The following is a 15,308-nucleotide window of genomic DNA, read 5'->3' on the forward strand; positions in this document are numbered from 1 at the left end:
AGTGCCTGAAGTTATTGCGTTTGCGTTACAGGTTTATGACCGAATCGGTCGATTCCGATGAAAAGGTGGCACTTTGCTTTGATTGGCGGGCGCTCTGTATCCGGTTGCGCCCGGCATGCTTGGCGCGATACAGCGCTTCGTCCGCCTGGCTGGCCATCATCAGGCTGTCGGAGTCCTCGCTCATCTCCACCACGCCGGCGCTGAAGGTGCACCACAAATCTTTGGGCTGGGCCGGATAGTGGATTTCGGCAAAGCGCTGGCGAATTTCATCCAGCACTTTGCAGGCGGCGTCGATGTCGGTGTCGGGCATGACGATGGCGAACTCTTCGCCGCCGTAACGGCCGATGAAGTCGGTCTTGCGCAGGCGTTGCTTGAGAAACAGCGCCAGGCTCTTGATCACCCGGTCGCCCATGGGGTGGCCGTGGCTGTCATTGACCCGTTTGAAATGGTCGATATCGAGCATGGCAAAGCTCAGGGGCTTGCCTTCGCGACGAGCGCGAAAGCTGCAATCCTCGAGCAGTTGCAGGATATGGGTGTGGTTGTACAGGCCGGTGAGGCTGTCGCGCACCATCCGCGCCTTGAGGTTGCGCGCCCGGGCGGCACGGTTGCGCACCGTGGTGATCAGGTGCCGGGGCTTGATCGGTTTGGTCAGGAAGTCGTCGCCACCTTCGCTCATGGCATCGAGTTGCTTGTCCAGGTCGTCTTCGGCGGACAGGTAGATGATCGGCACGCTGACGTAGCGGTCGTTGTGACGTATCACCTTGGCCAGTTCCGTGCCGGTGCAGGCCGGCATGTACATGTCGAGAATGATCAGGTCGGGCTGGAAGTCCGCGAGTTCGGCCATGGCCTGGATCGGCTCGATCAGCGTGCGGGTGATGATGCCGGCGCTATTGAGCAAGCGTTCGGTATGCATGGCCTGGGCACGGGAGTCATCGATGATCAGCACTTTGTACGGATCGTACTGGGCAACGCAGGTCAGCACTTCGATCTTTTCCAGCAGGCTCGAGGCTTCGAGGGTGCCGGTGAGAAACTCCTGCCCACCAGCGCGCACCGCGGCCAGGCGTGTCGGCGTGTCGGTTTCCAACAAACTGAAGAACAACAGCGGCAGCGGTTGCTCCAGGCCTTCCTGGGCTTCGGCGGCCAGTTTCAGGCCCGCGCCGGGTCCGCTGAAATCCACATCCATGACAATCGCCGCCGGCAGGCGCTCGAGCATGGAGGCGCGGAACCCCGCGACGCTGTCCAGCGCCTGGGCGCCGAGGCCGAAGAACTCCAACTGCTTGGCCAGGCGCTCGGCGCGGTCATGGTCTTGCAGCAACACGTAGATGGGTTTGCGCAGCGGCGGCAGGAAGGTTTGTTCGAGTTGGTCGCCATGGCGCAGGCCGGTACGCGACAAGCGCTGCATCAAGCGGTTGATTTCGGTGATCAGGTGGCTGCTCAGGCGCCCACGATTGGCGTCCACCGCTTGCAGCGACTGGCTGATGCCTTGGGCCAACTGGGAGTGTTCGGGCTGTTCGAAGCGCTCGGCAAAGCGCAGCAGGCGCAGGTTGGCTTCGCTGAGCTCCGACAGGTCGGTGCTTGACCACTCACTGCGTTGCAGGCGCTGCCAAATCTCCAGGATCTGACGAGCCTGATGAATTACCCGCTGGGCAAAGTGGTGCTTGAGGCGCTCACGGCTGGGGTCTTCTGGCTCGGTCATATCCTGACTACTAGTTAGGGTGCATGCTGAGATCGACTGGTGGCTCTATGCTAGCACCTCTTTTCCTCTGCATGAGTGTCATACGTCAATATTCTGTCCAGTCGCGAAATTCAGTTTGTGACTGACCGGTCTCGTAGGCCGATGGCAACGCTTCCTTTATAGTGCTGTTCGATTGCCCTGTCGCGCCCGGCATGATGGGCGCCGCATTATTGCGTTTCAAATCAGGCACGATGGCGTAGGGTTGTGGTCGAACCGAGAACTCAAGTGATTGAAGGGATATCACCATGCTGGACTGGAAAAACCGCGCGGGCAGCGCGCCTGAACGTGCCGCCGAGCCGAAGTCGGACACCCGCAGCTACCTGGGTGGGCTTTTTTTCAGCCGCGCACTGGCGACGCTGATCGGCCTTTACCTGCTGGTGACCATTGCCGTCGGCTGGTATTGGAGCCAGGAGCCCGCGCTGTTCCCTGTGCAGCAGAACGCCCAGGCCGCGGCCGAGAAAGATGGCCGGCAGATGGTGGTGGGCTACACCACGGTCGAGACGCTCAAGACGGTGGCCGGGACCCTGCTGAGCAAGCCGGGTGGCTACATCTCCAACGACCGCTTCCCACCTGGCCTGTGGATGGACAACATGCCGAGCTGGGAATACGGCGTGCTGGTGCAGGTCCGCGACCTGAGCCGTGCCCTGCGCAAGGACTTCGCCCGTTCCCAGTCCCAGTCCGCCGAGGACGCCGACCTGGCCAAGGCCGAACCGCGCTTCAACTTCGACAACCGCAGTTGGGTACTGCCCTCCAGCGAATCTGAATACCAGGAAGGCATCAATTCCCTGAGCCGCTATCAGGCGCGTCTGTCCGACCCAAACCAGAAAAGCGCACTGTTCTACGCCCGCGCCGACAACCTGAACAACTGGCTCGGGGATGTCGGCACTCGCCTGGGTTCGTTGTCCCAGCGTCTGTCGGCCAGCGTTGGCCGGGTCAAGCTCAACACCTCGCTGAAAACCGAAGTCCCGGCCCCGGGCCAGGTGCCGCAGGTGGATGAAGAGGTGGTCGAGACCCCGTGGCTGCAAATCGATAACGTGTTCTATGAGGCCCGTGGCCAGGCATGGGCGTTGTCGCACCTGCTGCGCGCCATCGAAGTGGACTTCGCCGATGTCCTGGCGAAAAAGAACGCCACGGTCAGCGTGCGGCAGATCATCCGTGAACTGGAAGCGTCCCAGGAACCGGTCTGGAGCCCGATGATCCTCAACGGCAGCGGCTTCGGTGTATTGGCGAACCACTCGCTGGTCATGGCCAACTACATTTCCCGGGCCAACGCAGCGGTCATCGACTTGCGGCAACTGCTGAACCAGGGTTGATTCATGAGCGAAAGCCCCCGGGAGGTCGCCCATCGAGTGGCCTCGGATGCCGAGCTGATTGCGTGGGTCGATGAGCAGGACAACCTGCTCGGCAGCCTGGTGCGTTCAGAGCTGCGCGAGCGTGGCCTGATCGGACGCGGCACCTACATCATGCTGTTCAATTCGTCCGGTGAGCTGTGTGTTCATCGGCGCACCCTGAGCAAGGCCATCTACCCTGGTTTCTGGGACGTGGCGGCGGGCGGCATGGTGCAGGCCGATGAGACCTACGCCGAATCGGCTGCCCGTGAACTGGCGGAAGAGCTGGGCGTGAGCGGCGTGGAACTGACCGCACACGACCATTTTTATTTCGAAGACCCTGGCAGTCGCCTGTGGTGCTCGGCGTTCTCGGCGGTATGGGACGGCCCGTTGGTCCTGCAGCCCGAAGAAGTCCTCGAAGCGCGTTTCCTGCCCCTCGAGCAGGTGCTTGATGAAATCCAGCGCAAGCCTTACTGCCCGGACTCTCTGGCGGCGCTTGAACGCTATTTGCGGGTCCATGGCGGCAGCGTCGCAAAGAAGCTATAAATTGGCGCTGATTGGCCCTTAGCAAGTCGGCTTTTTGCCGTTACACTGCGCGACTTTTCAAGCTGAACCGCGTCTGCGGTCCAGTAGCGCTGCCCCTGCCTGAGTGGGGTTTCGCGGTCGAGGCACATTCCCCCTCGACCAGTCTTTGTCCTCCCGAGAGGATTGCCGGTGGCCAAAAAAGCCGCATCCTTCGCCGCCCTGGGCGGCCTGGTATTTTCTACCGACGCCGGTCGTCATTGTCCTGATTGCCGTCAGCCGGTGGATGCCTGCATCTGCAAACAGACCGCCATCCCTGCCGGTGACGGCATAGCGCGCGTGCGCCGTGAAAGCAAAGGGCGCGGCGGCAAGACGGTGACCACGATCACTGGCGTGCCGTTGGCCGAAGACGCGCTCAAGGAGCTGGCCACCACGTTGAAGAAACGCTGTGGCACCGGTGGTGCGTTGAAAGACGGCATCATCGAGATCCAGGGCGATCACGTCGAGCTGCTGCTGGCGGAACTGGTCAAGCACGGCTTCAAGGCAAAGAAATCCGGCGGCTAGCAGCCTCTGTGAAAACCACCCTCGGCTTGACCCGAATCCAACGTTCGAGGTCGCCCGCATGGTTTTCACAGAGCCTGTTCTGAACGGGTTTCTAAACTCATCGCTGGGAGCAGGGTCTACCTTGCTAACAGGCAATTCGTCATTTTCACTCTCTAGACTGCCCCAGCCTCCGACCGGATGGTGCATTTTGACTTCTTTATAGGGGACTTCGATGTCCGTACGACGCACACGCAAAGACGATGGCAGCCAATGGACAGTTGCGGACAGCCGCAGTGTTTACGGGATTCGCCATTGGGGGGCCGGGTATTTCGCGATCAATGAAGCCGGTCGCGTCGAAGTCCGTCCGAACGGTCCCGACAGCTCGCCCATCGACCTGTTCGAGCAAGTCGACCAGTTGCGCCAGAGCGGCCTGTCACTGCCCTTGCTGGTGCGCTTCCCCGACATCCTGCAAGACCGTGTGCGCCAGCTCACCGGCGCCTTCGACAGCAACATCGCGCGCCTGGAATACCAGAGCAAGTACACCGCGCTCTATCCGATCAAGGTCAACCAGCAGGAAGCGGTGATCGAGAACATCATCGCCACCCAGAACGTTTCCATCGGCCTGGAAGCCGGTTCCAAGCCGGAGCTGCTGGCGGTCCTGGCCCTGGCGCCGAAGGGCGGGACCATCGTCTGCAACGGCTACAAGGACCGCGAATTCATCCGTCTGGCGCTGATGGGCCAGAAGCTCGGTCACAACGTCTTCATCGTCATCGAGAAAGAGTCCGAAGTCGGCCTGGTGATCGAAGAGGCCGCAACGCTCAAGGTCAAGCCGCAGGTCGGCTTGCGCGTGCGCCTGTCGTCCCTGGCGTCGAGCAAGTGGGCCGATACCGGTGGCGAGAAGTCCAAGTTCGGTTTGTCGGCCGCGCAACTGCTGTCGGTGGTCGAGCGTTTCCGTGCTGCCGGCCTGGACCAGGGCATTCGCCTGCTGCACTTCCACATGGGTTCGCAGATCGCCAACCTGGCGGACTACCAGCATGGCTTCAAGGAAGCGATCCGTTACTACGGTGAGCTGCGCAACCTCGGCCTGCCGGTGGATCACATCGACGTCGGCGGTGGCCTGGGCGTGGACTACGACGGCACGCACTCGCGCAATGCCAGCTCGATCAACTACGACATGGACGATTACGCCGGTGTCGTGGTCGGCATGCTCAAGGAGTTCTGCGATGCCCAGAGCCTGCCGCATCCGAACATCTTCTCCGAAAGCGGCCGCTCGCTGACCGCTCACCACGCCATGCTGGTGGTGCAAGTGACCGACGTCGAGAAACACAACGACGACGTGCCGGTGATCGACAACAAGCAGGAACTGCCGGAAACCGTGCAATGGCTGGTTGACCTGCTGGGCCCGACCGATATCGAGATGGTCACCGAGACTTACTGGCGCGCCACCCACTACATGAGCGACGTGGCGACCCAATATGCCGACGGCAAGCTGACCCTGGCGGAAAAAGCCTTGGCCGAGCAGTGTTACTTCGCGGTGTGCCGTCGCCTGCACAACTCGTTGAAGGCGCGCCAGCGCTCGCACCGCCAGGTGTTGGATGAGCTCAACGACAAGTTGGCCGACAAATACATCTGCAACTTCTCGGTGTTCCAGAGCCTGCCGGACACCTGGGCCATCGGCCAGGTGTTGCCGATCCTGCCGCTGCATCGCCTGGACGAAGAGCCGCTGCGCCGCGCCGTGCTGCAAGACCTGACCTGCGACTCGGACGGCAAGATCAAGCAGTACGTCGACGAGCAGAGCATCGAGACCAGCCTGCCGGTTCACGCTCTCAAGCCGGATGAAGACTATCTGCTGGGCATTTTCCTGGTGGGCGCCTACCAGGAAATCCTTGGTGACATGCACAACCTGTTCGGTGACACCGACTCGGTGAACATCTACCAGAACGCCGATGGCAGCGTGTACCACGCCGGTATCGAAACCCACGATACTATCGAGGACATGCTGCGCTACGTGCACCTGTCGCCGGAGGAGTTGATGACTCACTACCGCGACAAGTGCGCCAGCGCCCGTATCAGCGCCGCCGAACGTACCCAGTTCCTCGATGCCTTGCGCCTGGGGCTGACGCGTTCGTCCTATCTGTCTTCCTGATGGGTCATGAGTATTCGCTAAGCAAAGAACTCCCTTTGTGGCGAGGGGCTTCATCCCCGCTGGGTCGCGAAGCGGCCCTAAATGCCGACAACCGGTGTGTCAGGCAGATTGAGTTGGCTGCTTAGGGGCTGCTGCGCAGCCCAGCGGGGATAACTCCCCTCGCCACAAGATTACAGCGGGGCTCACCTTTTTCACTGATCGGCAATGCCCTCCAGGGCTGTCAGAAAATACACCGCGCGCTGCGGGTTTTTTCGGACAGTCCCGGAGGGCGTTTTCATTTGTGCCGTCGTTATTTCTGCGCGTCGGTGCATTTAACCGGCGATGTCCTTATTTCGTGTAGTCCCTTTCCTAACTTGTACTTGGCCCCTCTACTCGGCCATGGCTCTCGGCGAGAATCCCCGACCGCCCCTCCTGTAGAGAAACGCCGATGTCCGATCCAGCCAGCGAGCCAGCCTTTCGTCTGGAGATAGCCGGTCTGCCCGAGCCTGTTGACGTCGTGGCCTTCACGGGTAGCGAAGCGATCAGCGAACCCTTCGTCTATGAAGCGCAACTGTCGTTGCGCGACGCGAACCTGGACCTGGCGGGCCTGTTGTACCGCAGCGTCTGGTTGAGTTTCGGGGCCCCGGGCCGAGGTGTTCATGGGCAGCTTCATGAGTTGGTCCAACACAGTCATGGCGCCGGCTGCCGGGTGCGTATCGGGCCGAAGCTGGCCTGTCTGGCGCAGCGATTCAGCCAGCGGGTTTTCAGCGCCCGCTCGGTGCCGCAGATCATTCGCCAGGTGCTCAAGGCCCATGACATCATTGGCCGCAGCCTGTGCCTGGATTTGAGTGGCGATTATCCACTGCAGGATTTCTGTACCCAGTATCGAGAGTCGGACTTGCAGTTCCTGCAGCGCGTATGCGCCCAGGCGGGTATCCACTTTCATTTCGAACACACCCGGGACGGGCATTGCCTGGTGTTCGCTGATAATCCACACAGTTTTCCCCCTGCCGGTAAGGCGGTCTACGCGGACGACGACCCGATTGCCTCAGTGCGGTCCTTCAGTGTGCAAACCGATGTGTCGGGGGAGCGGGTCGCCCAGGGGCGCAGCGACGTGATGAACCTGCACGGTGGTCAGGTGCTGAAGCTGACGGGCCATCCGTTTGCCGACTGGAACCGGCGCTGGCTGCTGACGAAGGTCGAGCACCGCGCACAGGCGGGGGTGTACGGCAATCATTTCAAGGCCATTCCCCGGGGCGTGCTGTTCGTGCCGGGCGAGGTCCCGGCAAAACCGCGCATGGTGAGCCGGCAACGTGGCTGGGTCGTGGCGGTGGACGAGCCGTCGGAGCTGGGAGCGGGGCGCGTGGCGGTGCAGTTTGACTGGCTCTACCAGGGCGAAGGCGCGAGCCCCAGTCATTGCTGGCTGCCTTTGGCGCCCGAACTGGCCCCAGGCGTGACGGGCGCCTTGAGTGACGGCACCGAGGTGCTGGTGAGCTTTATCGAAGGCGATCCGGATCGGCCAATGATCAGTGCATTTCTGGATGCGCCTGCCTCAGTAGAGATTGTGGATGAGTCATCCACAGGCGAAACGCGTGGGCCGTCGGTTGCCGATCCGCTCCTGCTGTCTGCAATCCGGGATGCCGAGCCGCTGGTCTTGTTGTGCTTGTTGCCCGAAGGCGGGCCTTTCAGCCCCTGCTCCCAGCCACTGTGCACCTGCCGTATGCTCATGCGGCGCGGCGCGAGTGTTGCTCGATGAACGCCGCAGCCCTGTCTGGATCACCGCCGCAATGGCTGCTGCTCGACGTACCGAGTGCGCCTGGCGCTGCGCGGCTTGTGCGCGCGCAGTTCGCCAAGGCCCGGTGCTTTGCCTTGTTTGAAAACACCGAGCTGCATGGGCTGCGAGAGCACGGTCCGCTGTTGGTGGATCTGCGCCATTCGCCTGCGCTGGCCAGCCTCTGTCACCTGGACCCAGGTTCCTGGCCGGGGCTGTTGTTGGTCAGCCCATCGCCCGCTGCGCAATTGCTGGCGCATCTGCGGCGCATGCTGACGGTGACCCTGGGTCTGCACCACAAAGCTTTGTTGAGCTATTACAACCCGTACATCGCCAGCTATTTCTTCGACGGTTGCGACCCTCAAGAACTCAGTTGTTGGCTGGGCCCGATCAGTTTGTTGCGTTGGTTTGGTGGCACCTGGGCCGACCGGGCGATCGGCAGCCAGGGTTGGCAACAACTGTCCAACCCTGGGTTGCCAGTGGCGGCGCTGGAGAAAGAGCACGGGCTCAGCGACCGGCAGCAGGACCAGTTGCAACGATGCCTGCTGGAGCGTCACGCCTGGCAATGGTGCCGCTCCACCGGATGTAATTACCAGCGGCTCTGGGGGGATTTGCAGCAGGGCCTGACGCTGGGGTTTACCGAGCGGGCGGTGCTCGATGACTGGTTGTGGCTGCGCCTGCAATACCCCGATGCCCGGCCAGGGCCTGGCCTGGTGGGTGGTTCGCAGCGCGAGCGGTTCGAGCATCTGCGCCGGCGCTGGCAGGGCGGCCAGGATTGAGCGTTAGTGGGTTGATGCGCCGAGCCAGCGGTCGTGCCGCTGCAAGTGCCAGGCGAAAGCGCCGAGGGTCAGGCTGCGCAAGGCCATGAACAGCAGGAAGGTTATCCATAGCCCATGGTTGCCCAGCCCTTGCAGCGCCCAGGCGATGGGCAACACCAGCAGCAGGGTCAACAGCATGCCGTTGCGCATTTCCCGGGCACGGGTGGCGCCAATGAACAGCCCGTCGAGCAAGTAACTCCAGACCGCAATCAGCGGCAAGGCGGCCAGGTAAGGCAGGTAGTGATAAGCGGTGGCGCGCACGTCAGGAATGTCGGTCTGCATGTCGATGAACAGGTGGCCGGCGAGCAGGAACAGCAGTGCAAAGCCCAGGCTTGCGATCAACGACCAGCCACACGCCACCACCAGCGAGCGACGCAGTGCCAGGCGGTCTCGCGCGCCAATGGCATGGCCGCACAGCGCTTCGACGGCATGGGCCAGGCCGTCCAGGGCGTGGGCTGTCAGCAACAGGCCGTTGAGCAGCAGGGCATTGGCCGCCACGGTCGCATCCCCCAGGCGTGCGCCTTGCACGGTGATCAGGAAAAACACCGCTTGCAGCGCCAGGCTGCGGATGAAAATGTCCCGGTTCACCGCCAGCAGCGGGCGCCAGCTCTGCCATAACCCCAGGGCGGCCCAGGCAATCTGTCCAGGCCAGGCGCGGAGTGTGTGACGAGCCAGGGCCAGGCCGACCAGCGCACCGGTCCACTCGGCAATGACCGACGCCCGGGCCGAACCGGTCACGCCCCAGTCCAGGCCGATCACGAACCACAGGTTCAGGACGATGTTGATCAGGTTGGTTACCAACAGGATCGCCAGCGGGGCCCGGGCATTCTGGGCACCGAGGAACCAGCCCACCAGCGCATAACTGGCCAGCGCCGCCGGCAAGCCGAAGAGCCGGGTGTGGAAGAAGTCACGGGTCAACTGGTTGAGCTCGGCGGACGGCTGCATGAAGTGCAGCGCCACGTCGCTCAATGGCACGCCGACGGCACCGAGCAGTACCGCCAACCCCATCGCCAACAACAGCCCTTGCAGCAGCACTTGTCGCAACGCCGCCCCATCACCGCGCCCGGCAGCCTGGGCGGCGAACCCGGTGGTGCCCATGCGCAGGAAACCCATGGCCCACGCCAACACCGTATACAAGCTCGCCCCGACCGCTACCGCGCCCAACTGATGGGCATGGGGCAAATGGCCGATGACGGTGCTGTCCACCAAGGCCACCAGCGGTACGGAAATGTTCGAGAGAATCATTGGCGCAGCCAGCGCCCAGACCCGGCGATGGGTAAGGCGGTCGCGCCAGTCGGTGGTCAGGTTGGACATGCGGGCTCCTTGATGGAGCGCGATTGTAGCGGGTTCTCGCCTGATCGTTCCCTGCGGAACTTGGATTCATTGTGGCGAGGGGATAAATCCCCTCGCCACAAGGTTGTGTTCGGCTTGGGATCGCTGGGTGCTTTAGTGAATGATCCAACTCAGCAACCACAACCCCAGCACCAGCCAGATGATGCCCATGACGATCGAGGCCCGCATGAAGGCGCGGATCGCCGAGTAAAGCAGCATCAGCCCGAGGATCAGCGCGATGATGCTGATGATCGAGGTGTCCATGCCCAGGGTACGTGACAGCCCATCGACAAAATTGCCGCCGGCATTGGCCAGGGTGTTGAAGAGACCGCTGAGCAGGTCGACGATGAAACGGATCACCGAACCGAGCGCCTGGCCGAGCCATTCGAAAAAGCTTTCTGCCTGCATGTGTGCATCCTGATGGGAGGGGATCTGAGCTGAGCCGTTGGCTCCTGATTGTAGGAGCTGTAGCGGCCGAGTTGGTTCGATTATGGGGCAAACTGTCGCTTCGTACCGAGACTCTTGCCTTCCCTGGTCATCCCCCTGAAGCTATGCGCATTCAGGAGAACCCGATGAACCTTGTTGAACTGACCGAACGCCTGCATGCCATTCGTGACCGTAACGACTGGCGGCAATTCCACAGCCCGAAAAACCTCGTCATGGCCGCCAGTGTGGAAATGGCCGAACTGGTGGAGATTTTCCAGTGGCTGACCGAGGACCAGTCGCGCCAGTTGCCGGCAGACAAACTGGCCCACGCTGGGCAGGAGGTCGGTGACATCGTGTTGTACCTGTTGCTGCTTTGCAGCGAACTGGGCCTGGACATGGACGCCGTGGTGCGCAGCAAACTGGCTGACAGCGAACGGCGGTTCGGCCAATGAGCGACCGTCATTTCGATCAGCTCGCCACGCGTTTTGCCGAAAAAATCTACGGTGGAGCCAAGGGCGCGATCCGCCTGGCGGTGCTTCAGGCCGATCTGCTGGAAGCCTTGCCACAGCGCCCGCTGCGCGTGCTGGACATCGGTGCCGGCCTGGGCCACATGTCGTTGTGGCTGGCCGAACGCGGTCACCAGGTGACCCTGGCCGAGCCGGCCGAGCCCATGCTCGAAGGCGCCCGCCAGCGCTTTGCCGAGGCGGGCCAGAGCGCCACGTTCATCCAGGCGCCGTGGCAGGACCTGCTCGGCCAGCTCACCGAACCTTACGACCTGGTGTTGTGTCACGCGGTGCTGGAATGGCTGGCCGAACCTCACGCGATCCTGCCGGTGCTGCATCAACTCACGGTCCCTGGCGGCTGGCTGTCCCTGGCGTTCTACAACCGCGACGCGCTGGTCTATCGCAACCTGCTCAAGGGGCATTTTCGCAAGTTGCGCAAAAATGACATGGCCGGCGAAAAACAGAGCCTGACGCCGCAACAGCCTCTTGATCCACGAGAGTTGGCGGCGCAACTTGAAGGCCTGTGGCAGGTCGAAAACCAGAGTGGCGTGCGGGTTTTCCATGACTATATGCCGGTAGAGTTCCAGGGCCGCGTGGAGCTTGCGCAGTTGCTGGAAATGGAACTGGCCCACCGTCGCCATCCGGCGTTTGCCGGGTTGGGACGTTATCTGCACTGGATCTGCCGTCCAGTGTGACCGGAGAGCGAAATGAAAGGTCGTTCAGGGTTGTTGATGCTGTGCCTGGGACTGGCGGCCTGCCAGGGCAGCAACCCCTATGTCGCCACGTCCAATCCACTGCCGCCGGCACCGGCCGAGGCCGCCACGGTATTCGACCGCAGCGCTTACCCTGCGCCGCCCCGTGACTATGGACGCTATCGCAGTTGGGCCTGGCGCGACGGGCGCCTGCCGTCGGGTTCCGCCTGGGCGGATTCGGCCCAAGTGGCCGAAGCGGTGAGCAATGCCCTGGACCAGCGTGGCCTGCGCCCGCTGCATGACAACCGGCCCGCCGACCTGTTCGTCAGCGCCGACCTGCGTCTGGAAACCCGCGTGCGCCAGGTTCGGGACGACTATGATGCCGGTTACTACGGCGGCTATAACCGTTATGACCGCTATGGCCCGGGTTATGGGATGTACCATCCGGTGCCGATGGTGCGCACGTATCAGGAGCAGGTCGTGGTGGTGCGGGTGGATCTGTTCGATGCCCGCACGGGGCAACCGGTATGGAGCGCCAGCGCCGAGACCGGCCAGCGGGGCAGTCAAAGCGAGCGCACCGATGCCATTCGTGCGGCGGTGGAAAAAGCCATGTCGGCATATCCTCCAAGTTGATTACGCAACGGAGAAAAACCATGTTTCGCCGTCTTGCTCTACTGGCCTTCACCCTGTTGTTGGGCGCTTGTGCCTCTAATCAGGTCAACCATGATTTCGACACCAGCCGCGATTTCGCGGCGTATCGCAGTTGGAGCTGGAAAGACCCGGCGCTGCAATATCGCCCCGATGACCCTCGCATCAAGAGCGACCTGACCGAACAGCGGATCCGCCAGGCGGTTGCCGATCAACTCGACCAGCGCGGCTTGCGTCCGGCGGCTGGCGGGCGTGGCGATGTGCTGGTCCAGGCCTATTTGATCGTCGAGGACCGCCAGCAGCAGGTCACCACCCACTACGGCGGCGGGTGGGGCGGCCCTTGGAATGGCTATTGGGGCGGGCCGATGTACAACGAAACCCGCAACATCAGCTACAAGGTCGCCACCGTGCAGATCGACCTGCTCGATGGTAAGGACGGCAAGCTGGTGTGGCGGGGCAGTGACGAACAACTGCTCAGCAACTCCCCCAACCCGGCTGACCGCAACACCGCCGTGCGCGAGACGGTTGGGCGGATCCTGTCCAACTACCCGCCGCGCTGAGCACGGCGAATTCAAGATGGGGGGAGGCTGAGCCACTGCCATCGCGAGCAAGCTCGCTCCAACATTAGGGGGGGCTGCTCAGGTCACCGGCCGCCACTCTCCCACCATATGCTCCAGCGCCCCGGTCCCCACCAGTTGCAGTTGCCCACTGGACCCCGCCGCACTCGCCAGCAGCGTCACTTCGCTGGGCAGGCGTACCGGTTTCTTGAAGGTCACCTCGATCTCGATGTTGGCCTCGGGCAGGTGGTCATCCAGCGCCGCGAGGGTCCTGGCCTTGTTCCACAAGCCGTGGGCGATGGCGGTGGGGAAGCCGAACAGCCTGGCGCTGATACCGCTCAGGTGAATCGGGTTGTAGTCGCCGGACACCTTGGCGTACTGCCGGCCAATGTCGACCGGCGCGGTCCAGTGCGCCACCTCCATCAAGGGCAGGCTGATGTCCGGCCGGTCTTCCACCAGCGCGCCGTCAAGCTGGACCCCCTTGCACAGCATCTGGCTCTCAGCCTCCCATAAAGGGCCCAACTGGTCATCGATGTGGGTCACGAGATTGAACACCGCACCCTTGGGATGGGCTTGCAGGTTCTCGACATGGACGCTGGCCCGCACTTGGCCAACCGCGCCCATGGGCCGCAATACACGAATGCGGTTGCTCAAGTGGATCAGCCCCAGCAGTGGGAATGGAAAATTCCGCGCGGTGAGCAATTGCATTTGCAGGGCAAACGCCAAGACGTGGGGATAGGTCGGCGGCAGCAGTCCGTTATCGACGAACCCGCAGACTTTGCGATAGGCCGCCAGGCGTTGCGGGTCGACCTGAAGCACTTGACGCAGCCCTTCCTCGGGCAGGGTCGTTCCGGTGACCTTGCGCCGTGTCGCCGCTTTCGAATAAAGCCCGGACATGGAGGGCGGGCTGCTGACTTCATGCCATTGGATTGTCATGGTCACGCTCCCAGAAGGCTTTGCCCACATACCCGCAGGGCCTGGCCGGTCACGGCACCCGTGCCCGGTTGCGCCAGCCATGCAACGGCTTCGGCGACATCCTGGGGCAGGCCGCCCTGGCCCAGGGAACTCATGCGCCGCCCGGCTTCGCGTAGCGCGAAGGGAATCTCGGCGGTCATGCGCGTTTCAATGAAACCCGGCGCCACGGCGTTGATGCTGATGCCCCGTGGTTGCAACAACGGGGCCCAGGCCTGGGCCAAGCCGATCAGCCCGGCCTTGCTCGCCGCATAGTTGGTCTGCCCACGGTTGCCGGCAATGCCGCTGATGGAGGCCAGCAGAACGACCCGGCCATTGTCGCGCAGGGTGCCGCTGTCGAGCAGGGCCTTGGTCAGCACTTGCGGGGCGTTGAGGTTGACGGCCAACACGGCGTCCCAGAATTCCGGGGTCATGTTGGCGAGGGTCTTGTCCCGGGTGATGCCAGCGTTGTGCACCACGATGTCGACGCCGTCGGGCAGGTGCTCGATCAACTGGGCGGCGGCGTCTTCGGCGCAGATATCCAGCGTGACGCTGCGCCCGCTCAAACGTGCCGCCAGGGCGTCGAGGTCGGTCTTGGCCTGGGGGACGTCCAGCAGGATCACGTCGGCACCATCGCGGGCCAGGGTTTCGGCGATGGAGGCGCCGATCCCGCGGGCTGCACCGGTGACCAGTGCCTTGAGCCCGGTCAGTGGTCGGGTCCAGTCCTGGACCTGGGTATCACAGGCGTTGAGGCGAATGACCTGCCCGGAGATGAAGGCGCTCTTGGGCGACAGGAAAAACCGCAGTGCGCCTTCCAGCTGGGCTTCGGCGCCGTCGCCGACGTACAGCAGTTGCAGCGTCCCACCGTGGCGCAGCTCTTTGGCCAGGGAACGGCTGAAACCCTCCAACGCCCGCTGGGCACTGGCGGTGAATGGCTCGGCAAGACTTTCCGGCGCGCGACCGAGGATGACGACATGGGCGCTGTGGTCGAGGTTTTTCATCAGCGGCTGGAAAAATTCGCGCAACTGCTTGAGCTGGTCGACCTGCAGCAAATGGCTGGCGTCGTACACCACCGCCTTGATTTTCGGGCCATGGCCGGGGATCCACTCGGTGGCCAGGGTCGGCTCGCCGCCGTAGATGAAAATGCTGTCGGTCAGGCGCTTGGCAAACGTGCCGATCTGTTCGGTCAACGGCCCGCCGCCCAGTAGCAATGCGCCTTCGATCGGCCGCAGGCGCCCGGCCTGCCAGCGTTCCAGGCGCACCGGCGATGGCAGGCCGAGGGACCCGACCATGCGCCGGCCAATGGGCGAATTGGCGAAGTCGATATAACGGTCAGACATGGAACACACTCCGGCTG

Annotated in this window: 15 protein-coding genes; 10 read left to right on the top strand and 5 right to left on the bottom strand. The window is 62.9% G+C overall.

The annotated features are described in order from the left end of the window. Window positions 1-25 precede the first annotated feature (25 nt). The gene (locus BT116_RS04180) at window positions 26-1,696 is read right to left on the bottom strand and encodes a GGDEF domain-containing response regulator (RefSeq protein WP_072340280.1); all 1,671 of its coding nucleotides are present in this window, start codon (window positions 1,694-1,696) and stop codon (window positions 26-28) included. Between the two features lie 284 nt (window positions 1,697-1,980). Here BT116_RS04180 and BT116_RS04185 point away from each other — a divergent pair, with 284 nt between their 5' ends. The 6 genes from BT116_RS04185 (at window position 1,981) to BT116_RS04210 (ending at window position 8,803) form a co-directional block, all read left to right on the top strand. Beyond that, window positions 1,981-3,048: a DUF2333 family protein gene (locus tag BT116_RS04185; RefSeq protein WP_072340282.1), complete on the top strand. Its 1,068-nt coding sequence runs from the start codon at window positions 1,981-1,983 to the stop codon at window positions 3,046-3,048. Between the two features lie 3 nt (window positions 3,049-3,051). Continuing rightward, complete coding sequence (locus BT116_RS04190) at window positions 3,052-3,609, top strand: NUDIX hydrolase (protein WP_063323109.1); 558 nt, start codon at window positions 3,052-3,054, stop codon at window positions 3,607-3,609. A gap of 168 nt (window positions 3,610-3,777) precedes the next feature. Next, window positions 3,778-4,149 (top strand): translation initiation factor Sui1, encoded by a 372-nt coding sequence (locus BT116_RS04195; protein WP_003197435.1) that lies wholly within the window; start codon window positions 3,778-3,780, stop codon window positions 4,147-4,149. 211 nt (window positions 4,150-4,360) lie between these two features. Beyond that, entirely contained in the window at window positions 4,361-6,274 is a 1,914-nt protein-coding gene (gene speA, locus BT116_RS04200) for an arginine decarboxylase (protein WP_014336393.1), read from the top strand. A 427-nt stretch (window positions 6,275-6,701) separates the two neighbouring features. After that, a complete protein-coding gene (locus BT116_RS04205) occupies window positions 6,702-8,009 on the top strand; it encodes a type VI secretion system Vgr family protein (RefSeq protein ID WP_072340285.1) in 1,308 nt (435 codons plus the stop codon). Further along, on the top strand, window positions 8,006-8,803 hold the full coding sequence (locus BT116_RS04210; protein WP_072340288.1) for a DUF4123 domain-containing protein: 798 nt from the start codon (window positions 8,006-8,008) through the stop codon (window positions 8,801-8,803). The genes BT116_RS04205 and BT116_RS04210 overlap by 4 nt, the downstream gene beginning before the upstream one ends. Window positions 8,804-8,806: 3 nt before the next feature. Here the strand turns inward: BT116_RS04210 and BT116_RS04215 are convergent, their stop codons facing one another. Together BT116_RS04215 and BT116_RS04220 are read right to left on the bottom strand one after the other, a co-directional pair. Further along, window positions 8,807-10,156 carry an MATE family efflux transporter gene (locus BT116_RS04215; RefSeq protein ID WP_072340291.1) on the bottom strand — a complete coding sequence of 450 codons (1,350 nt, stop codon included), beginning with the start codon at window positions 10,154-10,156 and terminating at the stop codon, window positions 8,807-8,809. Between the two features lie 132 nt (window positions 10,157-10,288). Then, window positions 10,289-10,582 (bottom strand): hypothetical protein, encoded by a 294-nt coding sequence (locus tag BT116_RS04220; protein WP_018607618.1) that lies wholly within the window; start codon window positions 10,580-10,582, stop codon window positions 10,289-10,291. A gap of 164 nt (window positions 10,583-10,746) precedes the next feature. On the opposite strand from BT116_RS04220, the gene BT116_RS04225 reads away from it, so the two are divergent. The 4 genes from BT116_RS04225 to BT116_RS04240 are packed head-to-tail and all read left to right on the top strand — an operon-like array spanning window position 10,747 to window position 13,003. After that, window positions 10,747-11,052 (top strand): MazG-like family protein, encoded by a 306-nt coding sequence (locus BT116_RS04225; protein ID WP_072340293.1) that lies wholly within the window; start codon window positions 10,747-10,749, stop codon window positions 11,050-11,052. Continuing rightward, window positions 11,049-11,798, top strand: a complete 750-nt coding sequence (locus BT116_RS04230; protein ID WP_063323105.1) for a methyltransferase — start codon at window positions 11,049-11,051, stop codon at window positions 11,796-11,798. Before BT116_RS04225 ends, BT116_RS04230 begins: the two co-directional genes overlap by 4 nt. Before the next feature lie 12 nt (window positions 11,799-11,810). Then, window positions 11,811-12,428, top strand: a complete 618-nt coding sequence (locus BT116_RS04235; protein ID WP_063323104.1) for a DUF4136 domain-containing protein — start codon at window positions 11,811-11,813, stop codon at window positions 12,426-12,428. 20 nt (window positions 12,429-12,448) lie between these two features. Then, a complete protein-coding gene (locus tag BT116_RS04240; protein ID WP_072340296.1) occupies window positions 12,449-13,003 on the top strand; it encodes a DUF4136 domain-containing protein in 555 nt (184 codons plus the stop codon). A gap of 78 nt (window positions 13,004-13,081) precedes the next feature. On the opposite strand, the gene BT116_RS04245 is transcribed toward BT116_RS04240, so the two are convergent. Next, a complete protein-coding gene (locus BT116_RS04245; RefSeq protein WP_072340299.1) occupies window positions 13,082-13,936 on the bottom strand; it encodes a MaoC family dehydratase in 855 nt (284 codons plus the stop codon). Window positions 13,937-13,938: 2 nt separating this feature from the next. Beyond that, a complete protein-coding gene (locus tag BT116_RS04250; RefSeq protein WP_072340302.1) occupies window positions 13,939-15,291 on the bottom strand; it encodes a 3-oxoacyl-ACP reductase in 1,353 nt (450 codons plus the stop codon). Window positions 15,292-15,308 lie beyond the last annotated feature (17 nt).

The organism is Pseudomonas sp. NFACC16-2 (genome assembly GCF_900119205.1).
Taxonomy (GTDB): Bacteria; Pseudomonadota; Gammaproteobacteria; order Pseudomonadales; family Pseudomonadaceae; genus Aquipseudomonas; species Aquipseudomonas fluorescens_Q.